General features: G+C 71.1%; 17 protein-coding genes, 4 tRNA genes and 1 other RNA gene. 11 read left to right on the top strand and 11 right to left on the bottom strand.

Annotation, left to right across the window (positions count from 1 at the left end; translation table 11 throughout):
* Positions 1–23: 23 nt before the first annotated feature.
* Both ACIBAF_RS40460 and ACIBAF_RS40465 read right to left on the bottom strand, forming a co-directional pair.
* Positions 24–821, bottom strand: a complete 798-nt coding sequence (locus tag ACIBAF_RS40460) for a sterol carrier family protein (RefSeq protein WP_399470252.1) — start codon at positions 819–821, stop codon at positions 24–26.
* Positions 822–865: 44 nt separating this feature from the next.
* Positions 866–1,507: a TetR/AcrR family transcriptional regulator gene (locus tag ACIBAF_RS40465; protein ID WP_399470254.1), complete on the bottom strand. Its 642-nt coding sequence runs from the start codon at positions 1,505–1,507 to the stop codon at positions 866–868.
* A 96-nt stretch (positions 1,508–1,603) separates the two neighbouring features.
* On the opposite strand from ACIBAF_RS40465, the gene ACIBAF_RS40470 reads away from it, so the two are divergent.
* Complete coding sequence (locus ACIBAF_RS40470; protein WP_399470256.1) at positions 1,604–3,088, top strand: MFS transporter; 1,485 nt, start codon at positions 1,604–1,606, stop codon at positions 3,086–3,088.
* A gap of 60 nt (positions 3,089–3,148) precedes the next feature.
* Here ACIBAF_RS40470 and purL read toward each other — a convergent pair whose 3' ends face one another.
* Genes purL through purS form a run of 3 tightly spaced genes read right to left on the bottom strand, consistent with a single transcriptional unit; the run spans position 3,149 to position 6,353 of the window.
* Positions 3,149–5,407 carry a phosphoribosylformylglycinamidine synthase subunit PurL gene (purL, locus tag ACIBAF_RS40475; RefSeq protein WP_399470258.1) on the bottom strand — a complete coding sequence of 753 codons (2,259 nt, stop codon included), beginning with the start codon at positions 5,405–5,407 and terminating at the stop codon, positions 3,149–3,151.
* The gene (purQ, locus tag ACIBAF_RS40480) at positions 5,404–6,084 is read right to left on the bottom strand and encodes a phosphoribosylformylglycinamidine synthase subunit PurQ (RefSeq protein WP_399470261.1); all 681 of its coding nucleotides are present in this window, start codon (positions 6,082–6,084) and stop codon (positions 5,404–5,406) included. Before purQ ends, purL begins: the two co-directional genes overlap by 4 nt.
* Positions 6,081–6,353 carry a phosphoribosylformylglycinamidine synthase subunit PurS gene (gene purS, locus ACIBAF_RS40485; RefSeq protein ID WP_020131278.1) on the bottom strand — a complete coding sequence of 91 codons (273 nt, stop codon included), beginning with the start codon at positions 6,351–6,353 and terminating at the stop codon, positions 6,081–6,083. The genes purQ and purS overlap by 4 nt, the downstream gene beginning before the upstream one ends.
* 332 nt (positions 6,354–6,685) lie before the next feature.
* On the opposite strand from purS, the gene ACIBAF_RS40490 reads away from it, so the two are divergent.
* From ACIBAF_RS40490 to ACIBAF_RS40525, 8 genes are all read left to right on the top strand, one after another.
* Positions 6,686–7,003, top strand: a complete 318-nt coding sequence (locus tag ACIBAF_RS40490; protein WP_399470263.1) for an Lsr2 family protein — start codon at positions 6,686–6,688, stop codon at positions 7,001–7,003.
* A 163-nt stretch (positions 7,004–7,166) separates the two neighbouring features.
* A tRNA-Gly gene (locus ACIBAF_RS40495) sits at positions 7,167–7,238 on the top strand.
* Positions 7,239–7,317: 79 nt separating this feature from the next.
* Positions 7,318–7,390 (top strand) — tRNA-Gly (locus ACIBAF_RS40500).
* Positions 7,391–7,555: 165 nt separating this feature from the next.
* Positions 7,556–8,509 (top strand): ABC transporter ATP-binding protein, encoded by a 954-nt coding sequence (locus ACIBAF_RS40505; protein ID WP_399470265.1) that lies wholly within the window; start codon positions 7,556–7,558, stop codon positions 8,507–8,509.
* Positions 8,506–9,345: an ABC transporter permease gene (locus ACIBAF_RS40510; RefSeq protein ID WP_399470267.1), complete on the top strand. Its 840-nt coding sequence runs from the start codon at positions 8,506–8,508 to the stop codon at positions 9,343–9,345. The genes ACIBAF_RS40505 and ACIBAF_RS40510 overlap by 4 nt, the downstream gene beginning before the upstream one ends.
* A gap of 325 nt (positions 9,346–9,670) precedes the next feature.
* Entirely contained in the window at positions 9,671–10,909 is a 1,239-nt protein-coding gene (locus ACIBAF_RS40515; RefSeq protein WP_399470269.1) for a sensor histidine kinase, read from the top strand.
* Positions 10,906–11,517, top strand: a complete 612-nt coding sequence (locus ACIBAF_RS40520) for a response regulator (protein WP_399470271.1) — start codon at positions 10,906–10,908, stop codon at positions 11,515–11,517. Before ACIBAF_RS40515 ends, ACIBAF_RS40520 begins: the two co-directional genes overlap by 4 nt.
* Before the next feature lie 46 nt (positions 11,518–11,563).
* Positions 11,564–11,639, top strand: a tRNA-Gly gene (locus ACIBAF_RS40525).
* A gap of 67 nt (positions 11,640–11,706) precedes the next feature.
* Here the strand turns inward: ACIBAF_RS40525 and ACIBAF_RS40530 are convergent.
* From ACIBAF_RS40530 to ffs, 6 genes are all read right to left on the bottom strand, one after another.
* On the bottom strand, positions 11,707–12,606 hold the full coding sequence (locus tag ACIBAF_RS40530) for a phosphoribosylaminoimidazolesuccinocarboxamide synthase (protein WP_399470273.1): 900 nt from the start codon (positions 12,604–12,606) through the stop codon (positions 11,707–11,709).
* Positions 12,607–12,750: 144 nt separating this feature from the next.
* Positions 12,751–14,274: a N,N-dimethylformamidase beta subunit family domain-containing protein gene (locus tag ACIBAF_RS40535; RefSeq protein WP_399470275.1), complete on the bottom strand. Its 1,524-nt coding sequence runs from the start codon at positions 14,272–14,274 to the stop codon at positions 12,751–12,753.
* A gap of 300 nt (positions 14,275–14,574) precedes the next feature.
* Complete coding sequence (locus ACIBAF_RS40540) at positions 14,575–17,064, bottom strand: hypothetical protein (protein ID WP_399470295.1); 2,490 nt, start codon at positions 17,062–17,064, stop codon at positions 14,575–14,577.
* A 358-nt stretch (positions 17,065–17,422) separates the two neighbouring features.
* Entirely contained in the window at positions 17,423–18,676 is a 1,254-nt protein-coding gene (purD, locus tag ACIBAF_RS40545) for a phosphoribosylamine--glycine ligase (protein WP_399470277.1), read from the bottom strand.
* A 206-nt stretch (positions 18,677–18,882) separates the two neighbouring features.
* Entirely contained in the window at positions 18,883–21,345 is a 2,463-nt protein-coding gene (locus tag ACIBAF_RS40550) for a DNA polymerase III subunit gamma and tau (protein ID WP_399470279.1), read from the bottom strand.
* A 69-nt stretch (positions 21,346–21,414) separates the two neighbouring features.
* Positions 21,415–21,513: signal recognition particle sRNA small type (gene ffs / locus ACIBAF_RS40555), an RNA gene on the bottom strand.
* 71 nt (positions 21,514–21,584) lie between these two features.
* Here ffs and ACIBAF_RS40560 point away from each other — a divergent pair.
* Together ACIBAF_RS40560 and ACIBAF_RS40565 are read left to right on the top strand one after the other, a co-directional pair.
* Positions 21,585–21,672, top strand: a tRNA-Ser gene (locus ACIBAF_RS40560).
* Positions 21,673–22,024: 352 nt separating this feature from the next.
* A complete protein-coding gene (locus tag ACIBAF_RS40565) occupies positions 22,025–23,656 on the top strand; it encodes an Eco57I restriction-modification methylase domain-containing protein (RefSeq protein ID WP_399470281.1) in 1,632 nt (543 codons plus the stop codon).
* Positions 23,657–23,663: the final 7 nt, after the last annotated feature.

Here is a 23,663-nt window from a genome sequence, read left to right on the forward strand (position 1 = left end):
TCAACGAGCCCAGGGGCGTCCTTCTACGACATCAGCGGCAGCAGCTGATCGAGGTTCGCCCGCTCGCCGCTCGCGGCGACCTTCGCCTCCTCGACGGCGTCCTGCCAGGTCACCCGGCCGGTCGCCAGCCGGATCCAGGTCAGCGGATCGGTCTCGACCACGTTGGGCGGGGTGCCCCGGGTGTGCCGGGGGCCCTCGACGCACTGCACGACGGCGTACGGCGGGATCCGCACCTCCGTCGCGCCGCCGGGGGCCTTGACCGCGAGGGCGTCGGCGAGGAGCCGGGCGGCGGCCGCGAGCGCCTGCCGGTCGTAGGGGATGTCCAGACCGGGGACGGCGGCGTTGAGGTCGTCGGTGTGGACGACGAGTTCGACGGTGCGGGTGACGAGGTAGTCGGCGAGGGCGATGGCGCCGGTGCGGGCGGCGAGAAGGCGGTCGCCGGGGGCGGTGGCGAGGGCCTCGGCGAGCCGTTCCCCGGTGCGGGCATAGAGGGCGTTCAGGTCGGGGTGGGCGGCCGCGAGGTCCAGGGTGTCGTCGGAGATTCCGGCGGCTCGGACAGCGGTGGCGAAGGGCCAGTCCAGCAGGGCGAGCTCGGCCTTCGGGGGTTCGGGCCGGTCGAGATTACGGCTGACGGTCTCCACCGCCATGGTGATGTGCGCGGCCAGGTCCCGGACGCTCCAGCCCGCCAGCCGCGTGGGCAGAGCGAGCTGCTCGGGGGTGAGCGTGCTCACGGCTTCCCGTACGTTCCCGAACTGGGTGCGGACCGCGGCGCGGATCTTGGCGGGGTCGTACGTGCGGGCACGCTTCTTGGCCGGAGGCATGGCGGGGAGCCTAGTGGGCGCAGCCGTCGGCCTGCACCGGACTGTCACGCCCTGCGGGCGTAGTCCCCCAGCCCCCGCTCCACCAGCGCGAAGGCGCGGGCTGTCCGTTCGGGGGCGTCGGCGGCGATCGTCTCCAGGCTCTCGCCGGCGTCGTGGCGGGCGTGATGCTCCTCGATCAGGGCGTTGCGGGCGGCGCTCAGCATGGCCGCGGCGACCGTGGCGAGCATCGGATCACCGGTCTCCTCGGCGAGCAGGGCGGCCAGCGCACGGGTGCCCTTCTGGGCGGCGAGGAAGGCGCGCTCCATCAACACCGGGGTGTCCATGACGAGTTGGCGCACCTGGCGGGCGAAGGGCTCGCTGTGCAGACCGACGGCCGGATCGCGGGCCTCGACCATCTCGAGGAACTGCCGGCGCACGGCTTCCACCGCCGACTCCCCGGGACCCCGCTCGCGCACGGCCCGCTCCGCGTCCCAGAAGTGGTCCTCGACGGGCCGGAAGACCAGGTCGTCCTTGGTCCCGAAGTAGTTGAAGACGGTCATCTTGGAGACCTCGGCCGCGTCGGCGATCTCCTGCACCGAGACGTTGTCGAAGCCCTTCTCGGCGAACAGGGCGACCGCGGTGCGGTAGATCCGTTTCCCCGTCTCGATCTTCTTCCGCTCGCGCAGCCCCATCGTCTCACCAGCCATGGAAGCACTGTACCAAGCCTATATTTTGGCTCGGATGAAACTTGATCCAGGACGAAATATTGACTCGGTACATGAACGCGGGGCATGGTGGTCCCCATGACCGAGACCCAGCGCAAAATCGGCTTCCTCGTCTGCCTCGTCACGATCGTCCTGGCCGTCCTGGACCTGCAGATCGTGTCCGCGGCCACCGTCCCGATCGTCCGGGACCTCGATCCCGCCCACGGCATCGACAAGATCCCCTGGCTGGTCAGCGCCTACGCGCTGGCCTCGGCCGCCCTGCTGCCGCTGTACGGCAAGCTGTGCGACGTCCTCGGCCCGAAGCGTGTCTTCACGGGCGCGATCGCCACCTTCCTGCTCGGCTCCGCGCTGTGCGGCGCCGCCCGGTCGATGGACCAGCTCATCGCGGCCCGCGGACTGCAGGGCCTGGGCGGCGGCGGGCTGATGAGCGTGACGATGGTGGTGATCGCCCACCTCAAGGGCCCGCAGGAGAAGAGCGCCGGAAGGGGCGCCACCGTGGGCGGGCTGGTCGCGGGCGGCGCGATGGCGGTCGGCCCATGGATCGGCGGTCTGCTGGCGGATCACGCGAGCTGGCGCTGGATCTTCTACGTCAACCTGCCCGTCGGCCTCGCGGTCCTCACCGCCTCCGCCTTCGCCCTGAAGCTCCCCGAACACCATGAGCGCCGCCCGCTCGACTACGGCGGCGCCGCGCTCGCCGCCGCGTTCTCCAGCGCGCTGCTCCTGGTCACCGACTGGGGCGGCAAGAAATACGCCTGGTCGTCACCGGCCGTCCTCTGCCTGGTCGCAGCGGCCGTCGCCGCGCTCGCCCTGTTCCTGTGGCGGCAGCTGAGGGCGGCCGACCCCGTCCTCCCCCTCGCCCTGTTCCGCATCCGCGAACTGCGCCTCGGCTTCGCCATCCAGGCGATCACGGGCGCCGCGATGATGGGCGTCATCTTCTACGTGCTCATCTACCTGCAGGTCGTCCGCGGCGTCACCAGCTCCTCCGCGGGCCTCTACCTGCTCCCGATGGCCGTGGGCCTGTCGGCGACCGGACTGCTGTCCGGCCCGCTCACCACGCGCGGCTGGACAGCACGGACCTTCACGATCAGCGGCACGGCCACCACCGCCCTGGCCTTCGTGCTGCTCGCCACGACCATCGGCCCCGACACCTCCCTCTGGCTGATCCGCGCCGAACTCCTGCTGGCCGGCGCCGGGTTCGGGCAGCTGCTCGGCCAGCTGATCCTGCTGGTCCAGGACGCGGCCCCGCCCCGCCGGCTCGGCGTCGCGACCACGTCCATCCGCTACTTCCAGACCCTCGGCAGCGCCCTGGGCACCGCCCTCTTCGGCACGGTCCTGACCCGGATGTACGCCTCCCACGGCCCCGGCGGCGACGTCAGCGCGCTGGCCCGGCTGACAGGGACGGCCCACACGGAGGGCGTGCACGCCTTCATCGACGCGACGAGCATGGTGTTCTGGAGCGGCGCCGGGCTGATGACACTGGCCGCGCTCATGGCGCTGCGGCTGCCCAGGTCGGCGCCCCCGCCGGCCACGTGGGAGCCGACGAAGGAACCGGTCGCCGTATGAGGACGTGCCGAAGGCCCCGCCGGTCGTGAACCGGCGAGGCCTTCGGCGTCGTACGAGTGGTTACCTGAGCAGCGCCGGGATGGTCTCCTCGTGGGCCGTGCGCAGCTCCTCCAGCGACAGCTCGAACTCGCCCTGGAGCTCGACCGTGTCTCCGTCCACGACGCCGATGCGGGTGACGGGCAGGCCGCGCGCCCCGCACATGTCGTTGAAGCGGAGCTCCTCGGAGCGCGGCACGGCGACGACGGCGCGGCCGGCCGACTCGGAGAACAGGAGGGTGAAGGCGTCGAGCCCGTCCGGCACGACCAGACGGGCGCCCTTGCCGCCGAGCAGCGCCGACTCCACGACCGCCTGGATCAGACCGCCGTCGGACAGGTCGTGCGCGGAGTCGATCATGCCGTCGCGGGAGGCCGAGATCAGGATCTCGCCGAGCAGCCGCTCCCGCTCCAGGTCGACCTTGGGCGGCAGACCGCCGAGGTGGTCGTGGACGACCTGCGACCAGGCCGAGCCGCCGAACTCCTCACGGGTGTCGCCGAGGAGGTAGAGCAGCTGGCCCTCCTCCTGGAAGGCGACGGGCGTGCGGCGCGCGACGTCGTCGATGACTCCCAGGACCGCGACGACCGGGGTGGGGTGGATGGCCACCTCGCCCGTCTGGTTGTAGAGGGAGACGTTGCCGCCGGTCACCGGGGTGCCGAGCTGCTGGCAGGCGTCGGCCAGGCCGCGGATGGCCTCCGCGAACTGCCACATCACCGCCGGGTCCTCGGGCGAGCCGAAGTTCAGGCAGTCGGAGACGGCGAGGGGCTTGGCGCCGGTCGTCGCCACGTTCCGGTACGCCTCGGAGAGGGCCAGCTGCGCGCCCGCGTACGGGTCGAGCTTGGCGTACCGGCCGTTGCCGTCGGTCGCGATGGCGACGCCGAGGCCGGTCTCCTCGTCGATCCGGATCATGCCCGAGTCCTCGGGCTGGGCGAGGACGGTGTTGCCCTGCACGAAGTGGTCGTACTGGGACGTGATCCACTTCTTGGACGCCTGGTTGGGCGAGCTCACGAGCTTGAGGACCTGGTCCTTCAGCTCCTGGCCCGTCTGCGGCCGGGGCAGCTTGTTCGCGTCGTCGGCCTGGAGGGCGTCCTGCCAGTCCGGGCGTGCGTACGGACGCTCGTAGACCGGGCCGTCGTGGGCGACGGTGCGCGGGTCGACGTCGACGATCTTGCCGCCGTGCCAGTAGATCTCCAGGCGGTCGCCGTCGGTCACCTCACCGATGACGGTGGCGATGACGTCCCACTTGTCGCAGATCTCGAGGAACCGGTCGACCTTCTCCGGCTCGACGACCGCACACATGCGTTCCTGCGACTCGCTCATGAGGATTTCCTCGGGCGAGAGCGTCGAGTCGCGCAGGGGGACGTCGTCCAGCGTCACGCGCATGCCGCCGGAGCCGTTCGACGCGAGCTCGGACGTGGCGCAGGACAGGCCGGCCGCGCCGAGGTCCTGAATGCCGACGACCAGCTTCTCCTGGAAGGCCTCCAGGGTGCACTCGATGAGGAGCTTCTCCTGGAAGGGGTCGCCGACCTGCACGGCCGGACGCTTCGAGGGCTTGGCGTCGTCGAAGGTCTCACTCGCCAGGATCGACGCGCCGCCGATGCCGTCGCCGCCCGTGCGGGCCCCGTACAGGATGACCTTGTTGCCCGCGCCGGACGCCTTCGCCAGGTGGATGTCCTCGTGCCGCATCACACCGATGGCACCGGCGTTGACCAGCGGGTTGCCCTGGTAGCAGGCGTCGAAGACGACCTCGCCGCCGATGTTCGGCAGCCCCAGGCAGTTGCCGTAGCCGCCGATGCCGGCGACGACGCCCGGCAGGACGCGCTTGGTGTCGGGATGGTCGGCCGCGCCGAACCGCAGCGGGTCGACGACGGCGACCGGCCGCGCGCCCATCGCGATGATGTCGCGGACGATGCCGCCCACACCCGTGGCCGCGCCCTGATAGGGCTCCACGTACGACGGGTGGTTGTGCGACTCGACCTTGAAGGTGACCGCGTAGCCCTGGCCGACGTCGACGACGCCCGCGTTCTCGCCGATGCCCACGAGCAGCGCGTCGGACTGGGGGGCCTTCTCGCCGAACTGGCGGAGGTGGACCTTGGACGACTTGTAGCTGCAGTGCTCGGACCACATGACGGAGTACATGGCGAGCTCGGCGCCGGTGGGCCGGCGGCCGAGGATGTCCACGACCCGCTCGTACTCGTCCTTCTTCAGGCCGAGTTCGGCCCAGGGCAGCTCGACGTCGGGGGTCTCGGCCGCGTGCTCGACCGTGTCCAGAGGCGTCCTGCTCATGCGTTGACCAGCTTCTTGAGGATCGAGGTGAAGAAGGGGAGACCGTCGGTGCGGCCGGACCCGACGAGGGGCTCGACGGCGTGCTCCGGGTGCGGCATGAGGCCTACGACGTTGCCGGCCTCGTTGGTGATGCCGGCGATGTCACGGAGGCTGCCGTTGGGGTTGACGTCCAGGTAGCGGAAGGCGACCCGGCCCTCGGCCTCGAGCTTGTCGAGGGTGTACTCGTCGGCGACGTACCGGCCGTCCATGTTCTTCAGCGGGATGTGGATCTCCTGGCCCGCCTCGTAGTCCACGGTCCAGGCGGTCTCCGCGCTCTCCACCCGCAGCTTCTGGTCGCGGCAGATGAAGTGGAGGTGGTCGTTGCCGAGCATCCCGCCCGGGAGGAGGTGGGCCTCGGTGAGGATCTGGAAGCCGTTGCAGATGCCCAGGACCGGGAGGCCGGCCTTCGCCTGCTCGATGACCGTCTCCATCACCGGCGAGAAGCGGGAGATGGCTCCGGCGCGCAGATAGTCTCCGTAGGAGAAACCGCCGGGCAGCACCACGGCGTCGACCTGGTGGAGGTTCTTGTCCTTGTGCCAGAGCGCGACGGGTTCGGCGCCCGCGAGGCGGATCGCCCGCTGGGTGTCCCGGTCGTCGAGACTTCCCGGGAAAGTGACGACGCCAATACGAGCGGTCACTTCGCGGCTCCCGCGACTGCTTCTTCCGACTCGACCTTGACGGTGAAGTCCTCGATCACGGTGTTCGCGAGGAAGGATTCCGCAAGATCGTGGATGCGGGCGAGGGCGGCCTCGTCGACGGGTCCGTCAACTTCCAGTTCGAATCGCTTTCCCTGACGTACGTCGGAGATGCCTTCGAAACCCAGCCGCGGCAGTGCGCGCTGCACCGCCTGGCCCTGGGGGTCGAGGATCTCCGGCTTGAGCATGACGTCGACTACGACGCGTGCCACTGGCACTCCCGGTGGTGTGGTGCTGAGCAGGTTCCTGCAGGTGTCTCCAACAGGTGTCTTCAGACTACCCGTACAAAATTTCTACGCGAGTAGAGTTGTAGGAAGCTACGTGACGGCCATCACGATCCCGCATCGGAGGGGGACGTTCACGAAAAGTTACTGGAAAGATCCCCGAACAGTCCCGGATACCTATTGCGCTCGGACACGCGGACAGATTTAGTCGGGCTTCACAATGCATTCCGCGCACTGTACAAATGAATTGGAAATAGCCGAGACTCGGCACGTCGCCGCAGCTGAGCTGTATGCGGTGCCGGACGAAGGGACCGATATTCGTGGCGCAGAAGGTCGTGGTCACTCTCTTTGACGACATCGACGGCTCGGAAGCGGCGGAAACGATCGCCTTCGGACTCGACGGCAAGTCGTACGAGATCGACCTGAATGAAGCCAATGCCAAGAAACTGCGTAGAGCGCTCGAGCCCTACGTGGAGGCCGGCCGCAAGCGGTCGAGGTCGGGCCGGGCGTACAAGCAGACGGAGGTCGCCCCCGACCCCGCGGCGGTGCGCGCCTGGGCCCAGGCCAACAAGATGGAGGTGCCGGCCCGCGGCCGTATCCCCAAGAAGGTCTACGAGGCGTTCGCCGACGCGCAGTGACGCCCGGCGAGTCGCACCGCTGAACCGCACCCGCAGAGCCGGGGGCCGACGGCCGGTCATCCGCCCCTCGAACGCACCGACTTGCGCTGCACCCCTCCCGGTCGGCTAGAGTCTGGAGCACGCCGAGGGGCGAGGCCGAGAAAGCCCAGCTCACGGAGTACATGCGGGTGTAGTTCAGTAGCAGAACATCCCCCTTCCAGGGGGAAGGCGCAGTGTGCAATTCCTGTCACCCGCTCTGCATCGCCGTCCGACCACTGTCGTGGATCGGGTAGGCTGGTGCTCGCGCCGATCAGTGAAAGCTGGTCGGATGCAATGCGGACGTAGCTCAGTTGGTAGAGCGCAACCTTGCCAAGGTTGAGGTCGCGAGTTCGAGCCTCGTCGTCCGCTCTGAATCAAGCCCCCCGGCTTCAACCGGGGGGCTTTTTCGTGCATGCGGCGCGAGCGATCGGCGGCGCAAGGGATCGGCGGTGCAAGCGATCGACTGACATTTGTCATACGGAGTGGTGACACCTCTCACTGCTGCCGGCCTCCGACCGCGGAGACGCTGGAGGCATGAACACGAATGAACACGTGATTGAGGTCACCGACCTCCGGCGTGTGTACGGGGGCGGGTTCGAAGCGGTCCGTGGGATCTCCTTCCACGTCGACCGCGGTGAGATCTTCGCGCTGCTGGGCACCAACGGCGCCGGAAAGACATCGACCGTCGAGTTGTTGGAGGGCCTCGCGCGGCCCGACGGCGGGCGGATCGCCGTACTCGGCCACGACCCGTACACCGGGCGGGCCGCCGTACGGCCGCACATCGGCGTGATGCTCCAGGAGGGCGGTTTCCCCTCCGAGCTGACCGTCGCCGAGACCGCGCGGATGTGGGCCGGCTGCGTGAGCGGCACCCGCCCGGCCGCAGAGGCGCTGGCGCTGGTCGGGCTCGCCGGACGGGCCGGCGTCCGGGTCAAGCAGCTGTCCGGGGGCGAGCGCCGACGCCTCGACCTGGCGCTCGCGGTCCTCGGCGACCCCGAGGTGCTGTTCCTGGACGAGCCGACGACCGGCCTGGACGCCGAGGGCCGCCGCGACACCTGGGACCTGGTGCGCGCCCTGCGCGACGCCGGTACGACGGTGCTGCTGACCACCCACTACCTGGAGGAGGCCGAGAACCTCGCCGACCGGCTGGCCATCCTGCACCAGGGCCGCATCGCCGCCGCGGGAACACCCGCCGAGGTGACCGGCGCCCAGCCGTCCCGGATCGCCTTCGAACTGCCCGAGGGGTACTTCGTGGGCGACCTGCCGCCCCTGGGCGAGCTGGGCGTGTGCGGTCACGAGGTCGAGGGCCGTGTCGTACGGCTGCGCACGCGGGAGCTACAGCGGGCGGCGACCGGCCTGCTGGTGTGGGCCGAGCGGGCCGGCGTCGAACTGCGGCGGCTGGACGTGCGGTCGGCCTCGCTGGAGGAGGCGTTCCTGGGGATCGCCCGCGAGGCGTCGCACCACGACGAGGCCGAGGAGGTCGCGGCATGAGCGGGACGACGGTGAAGGACTCCGGGGACACGGGCGCGGCCGCTGCCTGCGCCGGTGCGGTCAGGCGGGCGGTCACGACTCCCGCGAGCCGGATGGCTGCCCTCGCGCGGGCCGAGCTGACGCTGCTCGGACGCAGCAGGAGCACGGTCATCGCGGCCGTGTTCATGCCGCTGGTGCTGCCGGTCGGCCTGGCGTCAGTCGTCGAGGACATGGATGTGGAGGATGTCGGGCTCAGCGTCGGGCTGGTGCTGCTGCCCACCGCGATCGGGTTCTCGCTGCTGTTCGGGGTGTACTCGGCGCTGGCCGCCATCTACACCGCCCGGCGCGAGGAGTTGGTGCTGAAGCGGCTGCGCACCGGCGAACTGCGGGACGCCGAGATCCTCGGCGGGACGGCGCTGCCGGTCCTCGCCACCGGGTTGGTGCAGTTCCTGGTGCTGGTGGCCGGCGCCACGGTCCTGCTCGACGTACCGGCCCCGAAAGCGCCCCATCTCGCCGTCCTGGGGCTGCTGTTGGGCCTGGCGATGTGCGCGGCGCTCGCGGCTGCCACGGCGGCGGTGACCCGGACCGTGGAGAGCGCGCAGGTCACCACGATGCCGATGGTGCTCGTGTCGATGACCGGCTCCGGAGTGACCGTCCCCCTGGAACTGCTGCCCGACCGGCTCGCCTCCGTCTGCGAACTGCTGCCGCTGTCCCCGGTGATCACCCTGATCCGCGGCGGCTGGACCGGAAGCCTGTCGGCATACGAGGCCCTGGGCGCCCTGGCGACCGCGCTGGCCTGGACGGTGCTGGCGGTGTTTGCTGTACAGCGGCGGTTCCGCTGGGAGCCGAGGCGCTAGACCGACAGGCCCGAGGGCAGACAGGCCCGAGGGCAGACAGGCCCGAGGGCAGACAGGCCTGAAGGCAGACAGGGTCTGAGAGACAGACAGGCCCGAAGGCAGACAGGCCCGAAGGCAGACAGGCCCGAAGGCAGACAGGCCCGAAGGCAGACAGGCCCGAAGGCAGACAGGCCTGAAGGCAGACAGGGTCTGAGAGACAGACAGGCCCGAAGGCAGACAGGGTCTGAGAGACAGACAGGGTCTGAGGGGCGACCAAGCCTCAGGGGCAGACAAGGCCTGAGAGGCAGACAAGGCCTGAGGGGGCGGGGGAACGGTGTTCGGCTGGATGCGGGGGTGGCAGCGGCGCCACTGGCGGGAGCGCAGCAAGGCGGAGCGGGTCGAGCTGCAGACCGTGATCACTTGGTATGCCACGACCTGGTTCTTCTCCGCGTCCTGGCTGGCGCTGCCGCTGGTGGGCGGGCTCGACCGCCGGCCCGTGCCGCTGGTCGTCGGCGGGTTGCTGCTGCTCGTGGGCGCCCTGCAGTGCGCGGAGGCGAACCGGCTCACCCGGTCGGTGCTCGACCACTACCTGGGCCGCACCGAACTCCCGGCCCGCGCGCTGCGGCCCGCCGCCGCCCTGCTCGCCCTGGAGCTGGCGCTGATCCTGGCGCTCGCCGGACACGGCGGCGCCGATCCGGTGGCGATCAGACTGTTCATCGGCGCGGCGCTGCTGCCCTTCGGGCTGCTGTACGGGCTCGTCACCCCCGTGCGGGTGTTCCTGCGCGGGTCCGCCGTCCTCGCCGTGGTGCTCATGGCCGCGTTCGCCTGGACCGACCCCGACCCCGCCGGGATCGTGATGGTCGGGGCGCTGACCGGGTTCGGAACGCTCTTCTCCCTGCTCGCCTGCCGCTGCGGCGCCTGGACCCTGTCCGTGCTCTGGGAGGCGGAGCGGGCCCGCGAGACCGAGGCCCGGCTCGCCGTCGCCGAGGAACGGCTGCGGTTCGGGCGGGACCTGCACGACGTGATGGGCCGGAACCTGGCCGTGATCGCCCTGAAGAGCGAGCTGGCCGTGCAGTTGGCCCGGCGCGGACGGCCGGACGCCGTGGAGCAGATGATCGAGGTGCAGCGCATCGCGCAGGAGTCGCAGCGGGAGGTACGCGCCGTCGTACGGGGCTACCGGGAGGCCGACCTCGGGGTCGAACTCGCGGGAGCGCAGGGCGTGTTGAAGGCGGCCGGGATCAGCTGTGAGGTGAGCGGCGAGGCCGACGGGCTGCCCGCGGAGGTGCAGTCCGCGCTCGGCTGGGTGGTGCGGGAGACCACCACCAACGTGCTGCGGCACGGAGACGCCGGGCGCTGCTCGGTGGCGTTGCGCAAGGCGGAGGGACGCGTGCTGCTGACGGTGGAGAACGACGGCGCCGGCTCCACCGACGAAGCCGGCGGCGGGTCGGGGCTCGCCGGACTGCGGGAACGGTTGCGGGGCGTCGACGGGACGCTGGAAGCCGGACTCGCCGAGGCAGGCGTGTTCCGGGTGGTCGCCGAGGTACCGCTGAACGGAAAGGCTGCTGTGAGAGAGGTCACTTCATGACGGTGGTGCGGGTCCTGCTCGCCGACGACGAGCACCTCATCCGGGGCGCCCTGGCCGCGCTGCTCTCCCTGGAGGACGACCTGGTGATCGTCGCCGAGGCGGCCACCGGACCGGAGGCGCTGGCGATGGCGCGGGCGCACCGGCCCGACGTGGCCGTCCTGGATCTTCAGATGCCGGGCGCGGACGGTGTGAAGGTCGCCACATCCCTGCGCACCGAACTGCCCGGCTGCCAGGCACTGATCGTCACCAGCCACGGCCGGCCGGGACACCTCAAGCGGGCGCTTGCGGCGGGTGTGCGCGGGTTCGTCCCGAAGACGGTGAGCGCACAGCGGCTCGCGGAGATCATCCGTACCGTGCACGCCGGGAACCGTTACGTCGACCCGGAGTTGGCGGCCGACGCGATCGCCGCCGGGGACTCTCCGCTGACCTCGCGCGAGGCGGAGGTGCTCGAACTCGCCGCCGACGGGGCGCCCGTCGCGGAGATCGCCGAGCGGGCCGCGCTGTCGCAGGGGACGGTCCGGAACTATCTGTCGTCGGCCGCGTCCAAGCTCGGGGCGGAGAACCGGCACGCCGCCGTGCGGGTCGCACGGGAGCGGGGTTGGGTATAGTTGGCCTCGCGCCACGGAACATGCACCGCGTTCACGGTGGCGCAGTGCGGACGTAGCTCAGTTGGTAGAGCGCAACCTTGCCAAGGTTGAGGTCGCCAGTTCGAACCTGGTCGTCCGCTCCAGCACAAAGGCCCCGGTCATCGACCGGGGCCTTTGTCGTGGGCCTTTCGTGGGGCCTTTGCCGTGAGGTCAGCTCCAGCGGGTGCCCGTCAGGCGCTCGTAGGCCTCGACGTACTTCGCGCGGGTCGCGTCCACGATCTGCTGGGGAAGCGGCGGCGGGGGCTGCTCGCCGGCGCGGTCCCAGCCGGACTCGGCCGAGGTCAGCCAGTCGCGCACGAACTGCTTGTCGTACGAGGGCTGGGCGCGGCCGGGCTGCCACCGGTCGGCGGGCCAGAAGCGGGAGGAGTCCGGGGTGAGGACCTCGTCGGCGATGACCAGGGTCTCGCCCTCGTAGCCGAACTCGAACTTGGTGTCGGCGAGGATGATGCCCCGCTCGCGGGCGATGTCGCGGGCGCGGCCGTAGACGGCGAGGGTCGCCTGGCGGAGCTCGGCGGCGGTGTCGGCGCCGACCTGGCGGGCGACCTCCTCGTAGGACACGTTCTCGTCGTGCTCGCCGACGGCGGCCTTGGTGGCGGGGGTGAAGATCGGCGCGGGCAGTTCGCTGCCGTCGACCAGGCCCTCGGGCAGGGCGAGGCCGCAGACCGTGCGGGACTCCTTGTACTCGACGAGACCCGAGCCGGTGAGGTAGCCGCGAGCCACGCACTCGACGGGCACCATCCGCAGCGACTTGCAGATCAGGGTGCGACCCGCCCAGTCGGCGGGCGCGCCGGCCGGCAGCTCCGCGCTCAGGACGTGGTTCGGGACCAGGTCGGCGAACTGGTCGAACCACCACAGGGAGAGCTGCGTGAGGACGCGGCCTTTGTCGGGGATCTCCGTCGGCAGCACCCAGTCGAAGGCGGACGTGCGGTCGCTGGCCACCATCACGAGGTCGCCCGCCTCGTTCTGGTACAGCTCGCGCACCTTGCCGGTGTGCAGATGCACCAGGCCCGGCACCTGCAGGGGCTCGGGCTTTTCTACGAATCCGGACACGGTTCCTCCCCGTGGTTGAAACAAAGGGGTGCCCGCAGGGCTCGAGCAGGGTGGTGGTGGGAGACGGGCGGGCCTTGTGGGTTGATTGTCCCGTACATCGGGATCGATCAAGGACAGCGGGTGGGGCGAGTGTGCGAACAGGTGTCAGTCGCGTTTGCAGATGCGGTCCAGGAGGTTGGCGGTGGCGCGCTGGACACGAGGGTCCACATGGCCGGGACGGTCCAGGGCCGGGGACCAGGCGAAGGTTCCGGAGGCGAAGACCAGGGCGCCGGAGGGGGCGCGGTAGAGGGAGGTCTCCTGGTGGCGCTGGACGCCGTCGGCGTCGGTGTACGGGGAGTGGGCGAGGAGGATGCGTTCCTCGTGGGGCGGGAGGGGCGTGCGCGGGAAGTAGCGGTCGGCCTCGCCCGCGACCAGGTCCTCGATGCCGTCGCCCTCGCCTGCGCCGGTCGCCTCCCACAGCCAATGGCTGGCGTTGCGCACGATCAGCGGGTGCGGATCGGGCACCCGGCCCGCGTACTGGATGCCGGCCAGCTGCTGCTCGGCGCGGTCGATCTCACGCCAGAGGACGGGCCTGCCGGGCCCCTTGCGTTTGCGGCAGGTGAGCAGACGGCCGGGCACGCCGGACGGCGACGCCCCCAACTCCACCTGCCAGTAAACGGAGTTCGCGGACAGGAACACCAGTGAGGTGCCGCTGTCACGGGCCAGTTCCACCGTGCGACGCATGGGCGTCGACCAGTACTCGTCGTGGCCGGGGAAGACGAGGCCCCGGTAACGGGTGGGGTCGATGTGACCGGCGTGCAGGTCGCGGGCGTCGGCGTAGGCGAGGTCGTAGCCGTAGCGTTCGGCCCAGCGGATGAAGTCGTAGGAGTGGCCGACGTGGAGGGGGAGGCCGGCGCCCGCGTAGGGCCGGTCGAAGGAGACCGTGGTCGCGGCGTCGGCCTCGCCGAGGAGACGGCCCTTCTCGTCCCAGGCGTGGTAGAGGCTTGCGCCGGTGCGACCGTCCTCGGGGTAGAGGTTGTAGGCCTGCCAGGTGACGTCGGGGAGGACCAGGAGCAGGTCGGCGGGGCGGTTGTCACGGACCGTGAAGGGGACGTGGGAACGGTAGCCGTCGACGGTGGTGAGGACGGCGACGTACGCCCCGACGTTCCAGTACGACGGCACCTGCAGGCGCCAGGAGAGCCACCAGTGGTGACAGGAGACCGTGCGGTCGGCGGTCAGGGGCGGGGGCTGGACGATGCCGGAGAGGCGCGGGCTGGTGGTGATCTTGGCTGCGCCGTCGCCGTCGTAGTGGCCTATGCGGTAGATGTCGACGCTGAATTCCTGCGGCGGGTCGACCGTGATGTGGAAGTCGGCGGCGTCGCCGGGGGCGACCGCGCCGGTGGAGATGAAACCCTTGATCTGCCGTCGGACGTCGTCGGCGGATCGGGGGCCGCCGACGGCGTCCGCGCTGCGAGGGGCGGGGATACGGGGCGCCCCCCGGCGGGTGGGGGCGGCGGGGGCGGGGGCCTGGTCCACGTACCAGGGGACGACGTGTCCGGTGTCGTCGAAGTACGTCTCGCTGCCGCGCAGCCACGGGACGGGGCCCTGCCCGAAGGGGTCCGTCACGGCGTGGGCCAGCGCTCCGGACTCCCATCGGCGGATGCGCTCCGGTCCTGGTCCGGGTCCCATGGTGCTCCCCTCCCTTTGTGCCCCCGTGATGGTTCGTGCGTACGTGGCGGCCGTGCGCGTTCGTCGGATGACGCGTGTCCTATGTCGCAAGCCCTTGCCATGGGCGCTATCGGTCCCAGCACATCACATAACGCGCGCAGACAGTCACTATTCGTTGCGAATTGGCCGAAAGTGGAATCCGGTGCTCCGATAGGTATTCGGTGGGGGAGCGCGAGGGGTGGGGGTGGGGGTGGCGGGGGGAGGGAGTTCGGGGCCCGCCCCGCGCCCGCACCGCTGCGCGCCCCGGCCCCGGGTGGGCGCTCAGCCGAGTCGTACCGGCTTCTCCGGTCGTATGCCGAGCTCCACGAGCCAGGTGCGCAGAGGGGCCGCGTCGCCGTCCTCGACGAGGCTGAGGACGCGGGGAGTCAGGTCGGCCACGCGCTCGCCGTCGACCAGGAGGGTCGGGCCGTCGAGCCAGTCGAGGCCCGGGGTCGCGCCGACGGTGTCCATCGCGGCACAGCAGACCATCGCCGTGACGTGGTCGGCGAGCAGCTCGCGGTCGGTGCGCGGGGGCTGGAGCGGGAACAGGGGGAGCGCGTCGCCGTCCCAGAGGGCCATGTCGGGGCCCTGCCCGGGCAGCGGGGGGCCGGCCGGAGCGGCCGCAGCAGCCACCGCCTCCTCCCGCCCGACCTCGACCCCCAGCCGAGCCGCCAGAGCAGCGCTGCGGGGGTTGGGGGGCGGCGGATCCTCACTTTCGGGGGCGAGGGCGGAGGGGGGCTGAGGAGCGGGGGTTGAGATGGGGTGAGAAGCGGGGTCGGAGGTAGCGAGAGGGTTTGGGTCCGGGGTGCGGACGGCCTTTGCGGCCGGGGCCGGTGCGTCGTCTGGGGTGCGGACGGCCTTTGCAGCCGGGGCCGGTGCGAGGTCTGGGCCCGGGTCGGGAGCGGCGGGGGTGGAGGTGGCTGGGCGGGCAGCCGAAGCGGGGGAGACGGATGGTCCGGCGGAGGCAGAGGTGGCGGGAGGCTCGGCGGCGGAGGCGGATCCGGAGGGTGTCGGTCCGGGTTCGGGAGCCGAGGGCCTGCCCGGCACCTCTGGCAGCGGGGCCGAACCCGCTGAACGGGAGCCACCCGCCGAGCCGAAGTGGTCAGCCGACGCGGGGCCACCCGCCGGATGGGCCAGAGCCGCCGGATGAGACGCGTCTGCCGTATTGACCGGGCCCGCCGTATGAGGCGCGTCCGAGGTGGCGGGAGGCTCGGAGGCGGAGGCGGATCTGGAGGATGTCGGTCCGGAATCGGGGGCCGAAGGCCTGCCCGGCACCTCTGGCAGCGGGGCCGAACCCGCTGAACGGGAGCCACCCGCCGAGCCGAAGTGGTCAGCCGACGCGGGGCCACCCGCCACATGGGGGTTGTCCGCCACATGGGGCCCGTCCGGCACATGCGGGCCGTGCGGCATGTGGGGGCCGTCGGACATGTGAGGCCCGGCTGTCGTGGGGGGATCGTTCTCGGGGTGGGGGTCCGCCGGTGTCTGGGCGGGGGTGGTCAGGTGGTCCAGGATGCGGGACAGGGTGGGGCCGTGGGGGTGGGTGGTGGGATCGGGGGTGCGGCGGACGCCGAGGGCGTCCAGGACGCGGTGGAGGCGGGCCGCGTCGGTGCGCCACTTGCGGTCGACGACCTCGTCCGGGTAGTCGTCCCAGGCCACCGGCGACCAGTCCGGGCCCGGGTCCGCGGGCCCGCCGTGGAAGAGACGGGCGGCGAGCAGCGAGGCGGCCTCGTCGATGGAGCCGGGCTCTTCGAGCAGGTCGCAGGCGGGGCGCTCGCCGAGGCGGGAGGCGAAGCCCTCGGCCAGGCGGTCGCGCCGGGACAGCTCGGTGAGGGCGGCGACGACCCCCGCGTCCAGCCGGGAGGGCCAGCGGCCCATCCGCCAGGCGGGCAGCGCCACACGCGTCAGGAGCCGGTCCCAGCCCGCGTACGCCAGACCCACCTGCTCCTGGGCGACGATCCGCAGCCCGTAGTCCACAGCCTGTGCACGCTCGGCCGCCGCGGCGGCCACGCCCCGCTCCATCTCGCCCGCGTGGACCTGGCAGCCGCGCAGCATCAGGCGCGCGACCCAGCCGATGCCCGAGCAGGCCGGCCGCAGGACGGGATACCGGTTGCCGCGGGAGGCGCAGCCGGCCACCGCGGCGTCCAGCCCGCGCACGAAGCGCCGGGCCGCGGCTATGTCGGGGTGCGCGGAAGGTCCCGTACCGGCGACGACGGGGGCGAGGACGGCGCGCAGCTCGCCGACGCGCATCCACCACAGGAACGGCGAGCCGATGACGAGGACGGGCGCCGCCGTCGCACGACGGTGGAGGGGGCTGTGGGGGCCGCCCGCGCCGGCTATCTCGTCGCCGTCGCGAGGCGGGGGCGGGCCGTGGGCCGGGTGGGTGCGGTCCTCCAGCCAGCTGTCGCAGTCCGGCGTGAGCGCTATCGCGGAAGGCGCCGGGACGTCGAGGCGGTCGGCGAGGTCACGCACCAGCCGGTACAGGTCGGGGGCCGACTCCTCGGCGACCGCGACCGTGGGACTGACGGCGGGCCGGGCCCGCGCCACGACCAGGGCGATGACCCCGGCGGCCAGCAGCACGACGACCGCGACGACGGACACGGCCCAGCGTGCGGCGTCCCAGCCCTGGCCCACGAAGTGCCCGGTGGAACCGCCCGCGAGCAGGATCACGGCGGCTGCCGCGGGCAACAGCGCGACGGCGAGTGCCCGACTGCGGATACGCAGCACGGCGAGCGCCCGGGCACGCGCGGCCTGCGCGCCCACCTCCACACCCATACCGGTCACGACCGGACCTCACCCCCTCCCTGCAGTCCTGTATCCCCCGGCTGTCTTCGCAGTGCTCACTCCCCCACTGTGGCACCGCCCACTGACATCGCAATGCCGGTGGGCCAAGTGCCGGAACCTGCGCCGGGACGCTTGCGCCGCACCCTAGTTGGCACTCCGGCCCACGTCAGCCGGATAGCTCAGCGCTCACTCGATGGAATTGCTTTGGGGAAAGGTGAATGACGTTGGGCAATGATCAGGCCCCGGGTTCCAGGGGTCCTCCGTGCGGAGTTCCCTGAGGCCCGGGGCCTGGGACTACCTGCTGAGACGCGTGTCACGCGCCCGCCGGTCCGTGTACTCGGAACGCGTGTTACGCGTCCGCCGCCGCCTTCGCGGCGATGTCCGTACGGTGCTGGGAACCGTCGAGACCGATGCGCGCGACCGCCTTGTACGCGCGCTCGCGGGCCTCGGTGAGATCGGCGCCTGTCGCGGTGACCGACAGCACACGGCCACCGGCGCTGACGACCGCCCCGTCGTCGTCCTTCGTCCCGGCGTGCAGGACGTACGCGTGCGGGGCGTCCTCGGCGGCCACCTCGGCGAGGCCGGTGATCGGGTCGCCGGTGCGCGGGGCGCCAGGGTAGTTGTGCGACGCGATGACGACGGTGACGGCCGCGTCGTCCCTCCAGCGCAGAGGCGGCAGATCGGCGAGGTCGCCGGTGGCGGCGGCCTTCAGGACTCCGGCCAGCGGGGTCTTCAGGCGGGCCAGGACGACCTGCGTCTCGGGGTCGCCGAAGCGGGCGTTGAACTCGATGACCCGCACACCGCGGCCGGTGATCGCGAGGCCGGCGTAGAGCAGGCCGGAGAACGGGGTGCCGCGGCGGCGCATCTCGTCGACGGTCGGCTGGAGAACGGTCTGCAGGACCTCCTCCACCAGCTTCGGGTCGGCCCAGGGCAGCGGCGAGTAGGCGCCCATGCCGCCCGTGTTCGGGCCCTCGTCGCCGTCGAGCGCGCGCTTGAAGTCCTGGGCGGGCTGGAGCGGAACGACGCTCTCGCCGTCGGTGATCGCGAAGAGGGAGACCTCCGGGCCGTCGAGGAACTCCTCGATGACGACGTGTTCGCAGGCGGCGGCGTGCGCCGCCGCGGCCTCCAGGTCGTCGGTGACGACGACGCCCTTGCCGGCGGCCAGACCGTCGTCCTTGACGACGTACGGCGCGCCGAAGGCGTCGAGGGCCTCGGCGACCTCCTCGGGGGTCGTGCAGACGTAGGAGCGGGCGGTCGGCACACCGGCGGCGGCCATCACGTCCTTGGCGAACGCCTTGGAGCCCTCCAGCTGAGCGGCCTCCTTCGAGGGGCCGAACACCGGGATACCCGCCTCGCGCACGGCGTCGGCGACCCCGGCGACCAGGGGCGCCTCCGGGCCTACGACGACCAGCTCGGCGCCGAGCTCGACGGCCAGCGCGGACACGGCCTCGCCGTCCAGGGCGTCGACCTGGTGCAGCTCGGCGACCTCGGCGATGCCGGCGTTGCCGGGGGCGCAGTACAGCGCGGTGACGGCGGGGTCGAGGGACAGTGAGCGGCACAGGGCGTGTTCGCGGGCGCCGCTGCCGATGACGAGGACGTTCACGGGGTCAGCCTAACCGGCCGGGGCCGGGGCGTTTGTGCGGGCTTCCGAAGGCCGGGGCGCGACGGCACTGTGCGTTCCTCCAAACGACGACCCGCCGCGCTCTTCGCGCTCTCCTCGCTCTTCGCGCTCTCCTCGCTCTTCGCGCTCTCCTCGCTCTCGCGCTCTCCTCGCTCTCGCACTCTCCGCGCTCTCGCACTCTCCGCGCGCTATTCGTTGGTGAACTCCTCCACCACGGTCGCTCCCAGCTCCCGGACGATCAGCTCGTAGCCGGAGAGGGCCGACTCGTTGAGGTCCGGGTCGTCGTCCTCAGGGATGTCGTCCTCGGGGGCCACCGGCTCGGGGGCGGGGGCCGTGTGGGCGGGCGCCGACGCGGGTGCGTGCTGGGCGGGGGCGGCGGAAGCGGTCGGGGCCTGTGTCTGCGCCTGTGCCTGAGCCTGAGCCTGAGCCTGAGCCGAGGGTGCTGCCGTGTTCATGGCCGACGGGGCCGAGGAGGCAGACGTCACACCGCCGCTGCCGCCGTAGCCCCCCGGGCCGCTGCCGGGACTGCCGTAGCCGCCGGCGTTGCCGTAGCCGCTCGGAGCGCCGCCGACACCGCCTCCGGCGCCACCGCCGCCGCCGCCGAAACCGCCGGTCGGGGGTGCCGAGCCGCCGGACGGGTCGACGATCGCGTCGATCTTCCACTGGACGCTGAACTGCTCGGTCAGCGCCTGTCGCAGCACGTCCTCACTGCCGCTGCTCGCGAAGTTGTCGCGGGCGCCGGCGCTGGCGAAGCCGAGCTGAAGGGTCGTGCCGTCGAAACCGGCGACGTGGGCGTTCTGGCTGAGCAGGATCCAGGTGAAGCGTCGACGGTTCTTGACCGCCTCCAGGATGTTCGGCCAGAGCATGCGGGGGTCGAGGCCGCCGGACGGAGGCGCGTACGCGGCAGCGGGGGCGGGGGCGGCAGCCGGCGTCGGGGGTACCGCCGGGGCCGAGGCCGGGGGCCCGGCGGGGGCGGGTGCCGGCGGACGTCCGCCACCGCCCGCGGGCGTGGCCGTAGGCCAGCCGCCGGGCCGACGGCCACTGCCCGCCGCGGTGGGAGTGGGCCAGGCGCCGGGGGCGGACCGGGCGGGAGGCCCGTCAACGGGAGGGGCGGCGGGAGCGGGAGCAGGAGCGGGAGCAGGAGCGGGAGCAGGAGCGGGAGCGGGAGCAGGAGCGGGAGGGGGAGTGGGCGTCGGGGGGGCCGCAGGCGGGGCGGCTGGGGGCTGGACCGGCGCGGGTCCGGCGGCAGCAGGCGCAGCCGCCTGCCCCGGAGCCTGCCCCTGTCCTTGCCCTGGCCCTTGTCCTTGCCCGGGGCCCTGCCCGCGTACCGCCGCTCGGGCCGCCGCAGCCCCGCCGCCGGGCGGGATGGGCGCACCCTCGCCCATGGCGGAGCCGCCGTGCGCCTCGGGCCCGGGCACGTACCCCATGGCAGGCATGGCGGGGGACATCGCGGGGGCGCCCTGGACACCGATACCGCCGCCCGGCGAGAAGTTCACGCCGCGCTCGATGCGGTCGAGGCGGGCCATGACGGACCGCTCGTCCCCATAGGCGGCGGGCAGCATCACGCGCGCGCAGATCAGTTCGAGCTGGAGGCGGGGCGACGTGGCGCCGCGCATCTCGGTGAGGCCCTCGTTGACGAGGTCGGCGGCACGGCTGAGCTCGGCGGCGCCGAAGACGCCGGCCTGGGCCTGCATGCGCTCGATGACGTCCGCCGGGGCGTCGATGAGCCCCTTCTCCGCCGCATCCGGAACGGCGGCGAGGATGACAAGATCCCGAAGCCGCTCCAGCAGGTCGGCGACGAAGCGGCGCGGGTCGTTGCCCCCCTCGATGATCCGGTCGACGACCTCGAAGGCGGCGGCGCCGTCACCGGTGGCGAAGGCCTCGACGACGGAGTCGAGCAGCGAGCTCTCCGTGTAGCCGAGCAGGGAGGTGGCCATGGCGTACGTCACACCCGCGTCGCCCGCACCGGCGAGGAGCTGGTCCATGACGGACATGGAGTCACGCACGGACCCCGCGCCGGCCCGCACGACGAGCGGCAGCACGCCGTCCTCGATGGGAATGCCTTCCTTCTGGCACACCTCGCCGAGATAGTCCCGCAGCGTCCCCGGCGGCACCAGGCGGAACGGGTAGTGGTGGGTCCGCGACCGGATGGTGCCGATGACCTTCTCGGGCTCGGTGGTCGCGAAGATGAACTTCAGATGCTCCGGCGGCTCCTCGACGACCTTGAGGAGCGCGTTGAAACCGGCCGACGTGACCATGTGGGCCTCGTCGATGATGTAGATCTTGTAGCGGCTTCCGGCGGGCCCGAAGAAGGCCTTCTCCCGCAGGTCACGGGCGTCGTCCACACCACCGTGGGAGGCGGCGTCGATCTCGATGACGTCGATGGAGCCGGGCCCGTTGCGCGCGAGGTCACGGCAGGACTGGCACTCCCCGCACGGGGTCGGCGTAGGCCCCTGCTCGCAGTTGAGACACCTGGCCAGGATCCGTGCGCTGGTGGTCTTCCCGCACCCACGCGGCCCGCTGAACAGGTACGCGTGATTGACCCGGTTGTTCCGCAGCGCCTGCTGCAGCGGGTCGGTGACATGCTCCTGCCCGATGACCTCGGCGAACGACTCCGGGCGATAGCGGCGGTACAGCGCGAGAGACGACACGCATACGAGGTTATAGGCGACCACTGACATCGGGCCCCACGCACGATCCCGGGCATCGGCCACCGGTGAAACGCAAGCGCCCCCCACGCACCCGCCAGAGCCAACCTACCCTTGCTGCCTTCCGGCCCTGGGGGAGTTCAGTCAGATAGCGCCGCGTGAGGGGCTTCGCACAGGCTACAGGATCTGAGCGGGGGGAACGAGTTCGCGAGCACTCCTCAACGTCTTGTATTGTTTGCGGCGGAGGATTCGCCTAGAGGCCTAGGGCGCACGCTTGGAAAGCGTGTTGGGGGCAACCCCTCACGAGTTCGAATCTCGTATCCTCCGCCAGTGCCTCACCGGGCACGATGTCGAAGGGCCCCACCGTTCGCGGTGGGGCCCTTCGTCGTGCGTGGTCTCAGTTTTGGTCTCAGTTGGCGCGACCGGACGGTCACGATCCTTCACGAGCGAGCCTCTGGTGCGGGTGAGTCCGAGGTTGATCAGCTGACGGCTGCCCCGCTGCGTCACGTGCCTGTTGCCGGAGGCACAAGGGGAGGCTGGACTCCGTTGATCATGGAGGAGAGCTTCGACGAGTCACCATGGAGCCACGAATCCGAGTAGTAGCGAGAAGTCCTCTGGTGGTCGTGCCCACCGATAGCCTTGAGACGAGGGCTCGTGCAGTGAGCCGTGACGAGAGGAACCCATGGCTGCAGCTGCCCCCGACGAGGTCGAGTATGGCGAGGTCTTCACCCGTCGATGGGTCGTCGAGACGATTCTTGATTTGGTCGGCTACACGGCAAACAAGGACCTCACGCAGATGAAGCTCGTTGAGCCGTCGATCGGGTCCGGAGCCTTTTTCGTTCCTGTGCTGGAGCGACTGCTCGAGTCGGCAAAGGTCCACGGCACGGAGCTGTCAGCGCTGGCTGACTGTCTATACGGTCTCGACCTCCAGCACGAGCATGTCGCGACCTGCCGGAAGAAGTCGGCGGACATGCTCCAAGCCGCTGGGGCAAGTCCCGCAGAGGCCCGAACCCTGTCTGCAGGCTGGCTGCGTCATGGCGACTTCCTTCTCGACAAGGTACCGACGGATGTCGATTTCGTGATCGGCAACCCGCCGTACATCCGTACCGAGGATCTCGATGATGAGACCGAGGCTGCCTACCGCAAGACGTGGCGGACGATGCGTGGACGGGCGGACATCTATGTCGGCTTCTACGAGCGTTCACTGTCCATGCTCGCAAGCGGCGGGAGGGTTGGGTTCATCTGCGCGGACCGTTGGATGCGGAACGCGTACGGGAAACACCTGCGGGGCCTCGTGACCTCTCGCTATGCGGTCGAGTCGGTGTGGCAGATGCACGACGTGGATGCCTTTGAAGCAGAGGTCTCGGCCTACCCGGCGATCACGGTACTGGCCAACTCCGAGCAGGGCAGCGCCACGTTCATCGACACCACTGCCGCGTTCGGGGCGGCCTCCGCGAGCGAAGCCCTGGCGTTCGTACGGGGCACAGCAGAGGAGGCTTCGGGCCAGGGATGGCAGGGCGCGCGCCTGCCCAGCTGGTTCGAGACCGACGACTTCTGGCCCGCAGGATCCCCGCACACCATCAAGCTGCTGGAGCTCCTTCAGGAGACGTTCCCGACGCTCGAAGCCGACGGCACAACGAAGATCAGCATCGGGGTCGCGACCGGGGCCGACAAGGCTTACATCATCAGCACAGAAGCCGGCATCGACGTCGAGCAAGATCGGCTGACGCCCATCGTCATGGCCGACGACATCCGCGCAGGTCGCCTCACAACGCCTTCGAAGATGTTGCTCAACCCATGGGACGACGAAGGCACGCTCGTGGATCTCGCGGACTACCCGAAGTTCGAGGCCGCACTCGCCTCGCACCCGAACGTCAAGAAGCGGTTCGTCGCGAGGAAGAGCCCGAGCACGTGGCACCGCACCATCGACAAGGTCTACCCGGGTCTCGCCGAACGACCGAAGTTGCTGCTTCAGGACATGAAAGCCCAGATCACGCCGGTACTGGAGCCTGGCGGCTACTACCCGCACCACAACCTGTACTACATCGTCTCGTCGACGTGGGACATGGAGGTGCTTGGCGGGCTGCTGCTCTCTCGGATCGCAGAGGCATTCGTGAGCGCCTACGGCGTGAAGATGCGTGGCGGCACGCTGCGATTCCAGGCGCAGTACCTGCGGAAGATCACCGTCCCGCGCCCCGAAACGATCCCCGACGACATCGCCTCCAAGCTCCGTGAGGCGTTCCGCGCCGGCGACAGGGCGGCCGCGACGCGTGCGGCCGAAGAAGCGTACGGGCTTCCTGTCGGCAGCATCTGAGCATCCA

Origin of the sequence: Streptomyces sp. NPDC051677 (assembly GCF_044453465.1) — a bacterium.
In the GTDB taxonomy this organism is placed as follows: domain Bacteria; phylum Actinomycetota; class Actinomycetes; order Streptomycetales; family Streptomycetaceae; genus Streptomyces.

What these genes read in the sequence shown, in the direction of transcription:
- ACIBAF_RS40520 (WP_399470271.1), top strand. Translation starts at nt 10,906, where the DNA reads ATGACGGTGGTGCGGGTCCTGCTCGCCGACGACGAGCACCTCATCCGG.
- ACIBAF_RS40510 (WP_399470267.1), top strand. Translation starts at nt 8,506, where the DNA reads ATGAGCGGGACGACGGTGAAGGACTCCGGGGACACGGGCGCGGCCGCT.
- purL (WP_399470258.1), bottom strand. Translation starts at nt 5,407, where the DNA reads ATGAGCAGGACGCCTCTGGACACGGTCGAGCACGCGGCCGAGACCCCC.
- ACIBAF_RS40540 (WP_399470295.1), bottom strand. Translation starts at nt 17,064, where the DNA reads ATGGGTGTGGAGGTGGGCGCGCAGGCCGCGCGTGCCCGGGCGCTCGCC.
- ACIBAF_RS40565 (WP_399470281.1), top strand. Translation starts at nt 22,025, where the DNA reads ATGGCTGCAGCTGCCCCCGACGAGGTCGAGTATGGCGAGGTCTTCACC.
- ACIBAF_RS40505 (WP_399470265.1), top strand. Translation starts at nt 7,556, where the DNA reads ATGAACACGAATGAACACGTGATTGAGGTCACCGACCTCCGGCGTGTG.
- ACIBAF_RS40460 (WP_399470252.1), bottom strand. Translation starts at nt 821, where the DNA reads ATGCCTCCGGCCAAGAAGCGTGCCCGCACGTACGACCCCGCCAAGATC.
- ACIBAF_RS40465 (WP_399470254.1), bottom strand. Translation starts at nt 1,507, where the DNA reads ATGGCTGGTGAGACGATGGGGCTGCGCGAGCGGAAGAAGATCGAGACG.
- ACIBAF_RS40515 (WP_399470269.1), top strand. Translation starts at nt 9,671, where the DNA reads ATGCGGGGGTGGCAGCGGCGCCACTGGCGGGAGCGCAGCAAGGCGGAG.
- ACIBAF_RS40535 (WP_399470275.1), bottom strand. Translation starts at nt 14,274, where the DNA reads ATGGGACCCGGACCAGGACCGGAGCGCATCCGCCGATGGGAGTCCGGA.
- ACIBAF_RS40470 (WP_399470256.1), top strand. Translation starts at nt 1,604, where the DNA reads ATGACCGAGACCCAGCGCAAAATCGGCTTCCTCGTCTGCCTCGTCACG.